The sequence below is a fragment of the Vibrio sp. 10N.237.312.B06 genome, assembly GCF_041464685.1.
Taxonomy (GTDB): domain Bacteria; phylum Pseudomonadota; class Gammaproteobacteria; order Enterobacterales; family Vibrionaceae; genus Vibrio; species Vibrio tasmaniensis_A.
In genome coordinates this window covers 1-4,519 of sequence record NZ_JBFSPI010000154.1, presented here as the reverse complement: position 1 = coordinate 4,519, position 4,519 = coordinate 1, and the positions used below count along the sequence as shown (strand labels likewise).

General features: G+C 46.6%; 4 protein-coding genes. All 4 read left to right on the top strand.

Going from position 1 to position 4,519, the window contains the following annotated elements:
• Positions 1–334: 334 nt before the first annotated feature.
• Genes AB6C75_RS22840 through AB6C75_RS22825 form a run of 4 tightly spaced genes read left to right on the top strand, consistent with a single transcriptional unit; the run spans position 335 to position 4,430 of the window.
• Positions 335–1,501, top strand: a complete 1,167-nt coding sequence (locus AB6C75_RS22840) for an ABC transporter substrate-binding protein (protein ID WP_372109398.1) — start codon at positions 335–337, stop codon at positions 1,499–1,501.
• A 5-nt stretch (positions 1,502–1,506) separates the two neighbouring features.
• Positions 1,507–3,207, top strand: coding sequence for an ABC transporter permease (locus AB6C75_RS22835; RefSeq protein WP_372109396.1), 1,701 nt, complete (start codon positions 1,507–1,509; stop codon positions 3,205–3,207).
• Positions 3,173–3,823 (top strand): ATP-binding cassette domain-containing protein, encoded by a 651-nt coding sequence (locus AB6C75_RS22830; RefSeq protein WP_012603669.1) that lies wholly within the window; start codon positions 3,173–3,175, stop codon positions 3,821–3,823. The genes AB6C75_RS22835 and AB6C75_RS22830 overlap by 35 nt, the downstream gene beginning before the upstream one ends.
• The gene (locus tag AB6C75_RS22825) at positions 3,813–4,430 is read left to right on the top strand and encodes a CDP-alcohol phosphatidyltransferase family protein (RefSeq protein WP_012603668.1); all 618 of its coding nucleotides are present in this window, start codon (positions 3,813–3,815) and stop codon (positions 4,428–4,430) included. Before AB6C75_RS22830 ends, AB6C75_RS22825 begins: the two co-directional genes overlap by 11 nt.
• The last annotated feature ends 89 nt before the right edge of the window (positions 4,431–4,519 follow it).

The following is a 4,519-nucleotide window of genomic DNA, read 5'->3' as shown; positions in this document are numbered from 1 at the left end:
ACGGTATGCTAAGAACAAAAATGCCGTTCACTCTTAAGTGAACGGCATTAGCCCTAGTGGCTCCTTTTTTTATTGCTTTCTTACACTCATGATTACTTAAAAACTGACACTCATCGCTTACTTTTCGTACCAAACCCCAATAAACCTAAAAAATCTATCATTTGAGTGCAATAAATTCATCAGTTCAACGGTCTGTTGCTAGGATGGTAAGAGCCCTTAAGTAATTGATTGAATTTACTGTTGAATTAGAAATTATTTCAGAAACAGATAGAATAACTGTAGGGAGTTCGAAATAACAATGCTCTTGCCCGTTCACTACCAAATGGAAAAGTTTATGAACAAGATAGTAAGTATGTTAGGAATCATGGCAACCGTTGCATACAGCGCAGCCATTTACGCTGATGAAGCAACATCAACCAATAGCTGGAACCAAATAGAACAGCAGGCAGAGGGACAAACTGTCTACTTTCACGCTTGGGGCGGAAGCCAAGAAATCAATCGTTACCTACAATGGGCAGGCAAGGAGTTACAAAGTGACTACGGTGTGACCTTAAAGCATGTAAAAGTAACCGACATTGCTGAAACGACTACTCGACTACTTGCAGAAAAAGCCGCAGGCAAGAACAGCGAAGGCAGTGTCGATATCGTTTGGATTAATGGTGAGAACTTTCGCTCGATGAAAGACAATGCGCTGTTATTTGGACCATTCACAGAATCACTTCCAAACTGGCAGTACGTTGATAAATCTTTACCAATTGATGTCGATTTCTCGGAGCCAACCGAAGGCTTAGAAGCACCTTGGGGCGTCGGACAACTGGTGTTCATTCACGACCAAGAGACGCTAAACAATCCGCCACAATCTTTTTCAGAGATGTTGAGCTACGCTCAAGCTTTCCCGAACCGCTTAAGCTACCCTCGCCCACCTGAATTTCATGGCACCAGCTTCATCAAGTCTCTACTGATTGAGCTAACAGACAACAACCCTGCACTGGCACAACCTGTTTCGGAAGACAACTTCCAAGAAGTTACAGCACCACTGTGGGCTTACTTAGATAAATTCCATAAAGTGGCATGGCGAGGCGGAAAGCAATTTCCTGCAGGTACATCTGAAAGCATTCAACTTCTGGATGACGGACAGCTCGACCTCGCGATTACGTTCAATCCAAACTCTGTTTATTCAGCACAATCAAGTGGCCGCCTAGCTGAAACTACCAAGGCCTATGCTCTAGAAAGTGGCGCTCTGTCTAACATTCACTTCCTTGCGATTCCTTGGAATGCTAATGCAAGTGCTGGCGCTCAGGTAACCATCAACTTCTTGTTGAGCCCAGAAGCACAATCGCGCAAAGGCGACCTCAATGTTTGGGGCGATCCTTCAGTGTTGAGCAGCAAATATCTGACCGGTAGCGCTAAAAATACCCTGCAATTTAAATCGATTGATGAACCACACCCTAGCTGGCAAAACGCGCTCGAGAAAGAGTGGCTTAAGCGATACGGTAACTAAAATTCATGCTACGCGCTCTATATTTTGTTGTTATAGCTGTGTGCATTGTCCCTACGATTCCTGGGGTAGCGGGAGTAGTGGCCTCGTCACTGAGTTTCATCCCGCCCCTAGGTTTAGAGGAACCAACACTCAACGGTTTTAACCAAGTCTTTCAATGGGAAGGGGCTTGGCACTCTATTGGTTTGAGCCTAGGTTCAGCGGTCGCCAGCAGCTATATCGCCTGCTTCCTGACCTTTTGTATTCTTCAGGCTTCTTGGGGAAACAAGTTTTGGAGAAAGATTGAGCTAACGCTATCGCCAATGCTTGCCATTCCGCATGTGGCTTTCGCTATCGGCTTTGCTTTTCTGTTTAGCCCAACAGGGCTTGGCGCAAGAGCCGTGCATCACTTACTTGGTGAATCGGCTACAAGCTCTGAATTGGCTTTGCTGATAAAAGATCCTTACGCGTTTGGCCTAATCATTATGCTCGCACTCAAAGAAGTGCCCTTCTTATTGCTGATGAGCATTTCGATACTTCAACAAATCGATGTTGAACGCATCACTAAGGTCAGTGCCTCTCTGGGTTATAGCCGTGCTCAGATCTGGTGGAAGTGTATTTTCCCACAATGGTTTACCAAGCTTCGCTTCCCTATGTTGGCGGTGCTTGCTTACAGCGTATCGGTTGTCGACATCGCTCTGATCATTGGCCCAACCAATCCGCCGACCTTTGCCGTTTTGGTATGGCAATGGTTTAACGACCCAGACCTTAATCTATTGCCACGAGCTGCCGCTGGCGCCATCGTTTTATTCGGTTTGGCTTCGTTGATCATCGCCCTAGCGCGTCTAATCGAATGGGCAATTCTCAAGTACTTTAGAACTTGGCAATATTCAGGAAGAACAGGTATTAACCTTCCAGGAAAAACGATCTTCGCAGTGCTTGCTGCATTGTCACTACTGATCATTCCACTAATGGGGATTTGGAGTGTTGCTCAACGTTGGCGTTTCCCTGATTTACTTCCAAGTCGCTACAGCATGCGTTTCTGGGAGTTTGAGTGGGATGGCATCATGAGCACCGTCGGGCAAAGCTTGTGGATTGGCCTTATTGCCGCTTCCGTTGCTTTATTACTCGCGCTGGTAGCTCATGAGTACCGAATCAAATACAAGTGGCAAGTTCCGGGCTTTGTTATCGCGATTCCCATGTTGATACCTCAACTCTCGGTATTGTTCGGCATGCAAGTGACCACGCTTTATATCGGCAGCAGCGCCTATGAATTTTGGGTAATTTGGGCGCATGTTTTCTTTGCTTTCCCGTTTGTGTATCTGTCTTTGGATGGCCCTTGGAAAAGCTTCAATGACGGCCTGATAAAAGCCTCGTTGAGCTTGGGTAAATCGCCATTTCAAAGCTGGTACTCCATCAAGCTGCCTATCTTGTTACCCGCTATTGCCTTTGCTTGGGCGGTCGGGATCAGCGTAAGTTTGGCTCAGTACTTACCCACCTTGATGCTCGGCGCGGGCCGTATTAGCACAATCACCACAGAAGCCGTTGCCCTTACCAGTGGTTTCGACCGCAGAGTGACAGCTATCTATGCCATTTGGCAGGCCCTATTGCCTCTGTTCTTTTTCTCTTTAGCGATATTAGTCAGCCGACTTCAACTCAGATATCGCCGTCTTACTTTTAAAGGTTTTCTAACGAATGAGTCTGCACCTCAACGACCTCGCCATCCGTAAAAACGATGGTGTATCGCTGTTTTCAGCGCTAAACGTAACATTAGAATCAGGCCAAGTATTGGCTTTGATGGGGCCGAGCGGCTGCGGAAAATCGACCTTGTTGGACGCCGTAGCTGGGCACTTAAATGATGAGTTTTCGTATTCTGGCACCGTTATTTTGAACGACATTCAGCTGGATGACCTGCCTTCACATCAGCGTGAAGTCGGTATTCTTTTTCAAGATGACTTGTTGTTCCCTCACCTCAAGGTATGGGAAAACTTGGCGTTCTCTCTGCCTAATTCAATTAAGGGCTCCGCTCGTCAACAGCAAGCGATGGCTGCACTAAAAGACATAGAGCTAACTCACTTGGCAGAGTCTTTCCCGGATCAAATATCTGGCGGTCAACGTGCAAGAATCAGCTTAACTCGTATGTTATTGGCGAAGCCGAAGCTCGCCCTACTCGACGAACCGTTTAGTAAGTTAGACCAAGAGTTAAGAGCACAATTTCGCGATTGGGTCTTCGAACAGCTGACAAAAGCAAATATCCCAACATTAATGGTCACGCACGACGAAGCTGACGTACCTCAAGGGGCGCAAGTGCTGTCTTGGCCATGGAGGAGTCATCATGCTGGATAAGTACTCCATCAAGGTCATTAAGTGGCCATTAAACCAATCAGCTAAGTTGCTGAGTCAATTCGGTATCACGGCAAATCAAACCACCTTATTTGGCTTTCTGGTCGGGTGTTTAGCGTTTCCGGCGTTGGCATTTCAACATTACGAATGGGCGCTAGGCTTCATTGTGTTCAACCGAGTATGTGATGGGCTTGATGGGGCTTTGGCTCGAATCCAAGGCATTAGTGACGCTGGCGGTTTTCTCGACATCAGCCTCGATTTCCTTTTCTATTCGTTAATTCCTTTTGGCTTTGTTATTGCGAACCCAGAACACAACGCCATTGCCGGTGCGTTTTTGATCTTCTCTTTTATCGGTACTGGCAGCAGCTTTTTGGCGTTTGCCGTGATGGCAGGCAAACGAGGCATCGAAAACCCAGTCTATAAACATAAGTCTCTCTACTACATGTCAGGGCTAACCGAAGGCACTGAAACCATCGCTTGTTTCATCGCGTTCTGTATTTGGCCTCAACACTTTGCTGTTATCGCCTACACCTTTGGCACCGCGTGCTGGCTAACTACATTCATGCGAATTTACTTTGGATTCCAGACACTCAAGGATCAAACTAGCTAGGGCGTGTATTTCTCATAAATAAAAACGCCGCTCAAATGAGCCAACACCTATCATTTAAGGTGTTTAGATCGCACAGTGTAGCGAGTCTT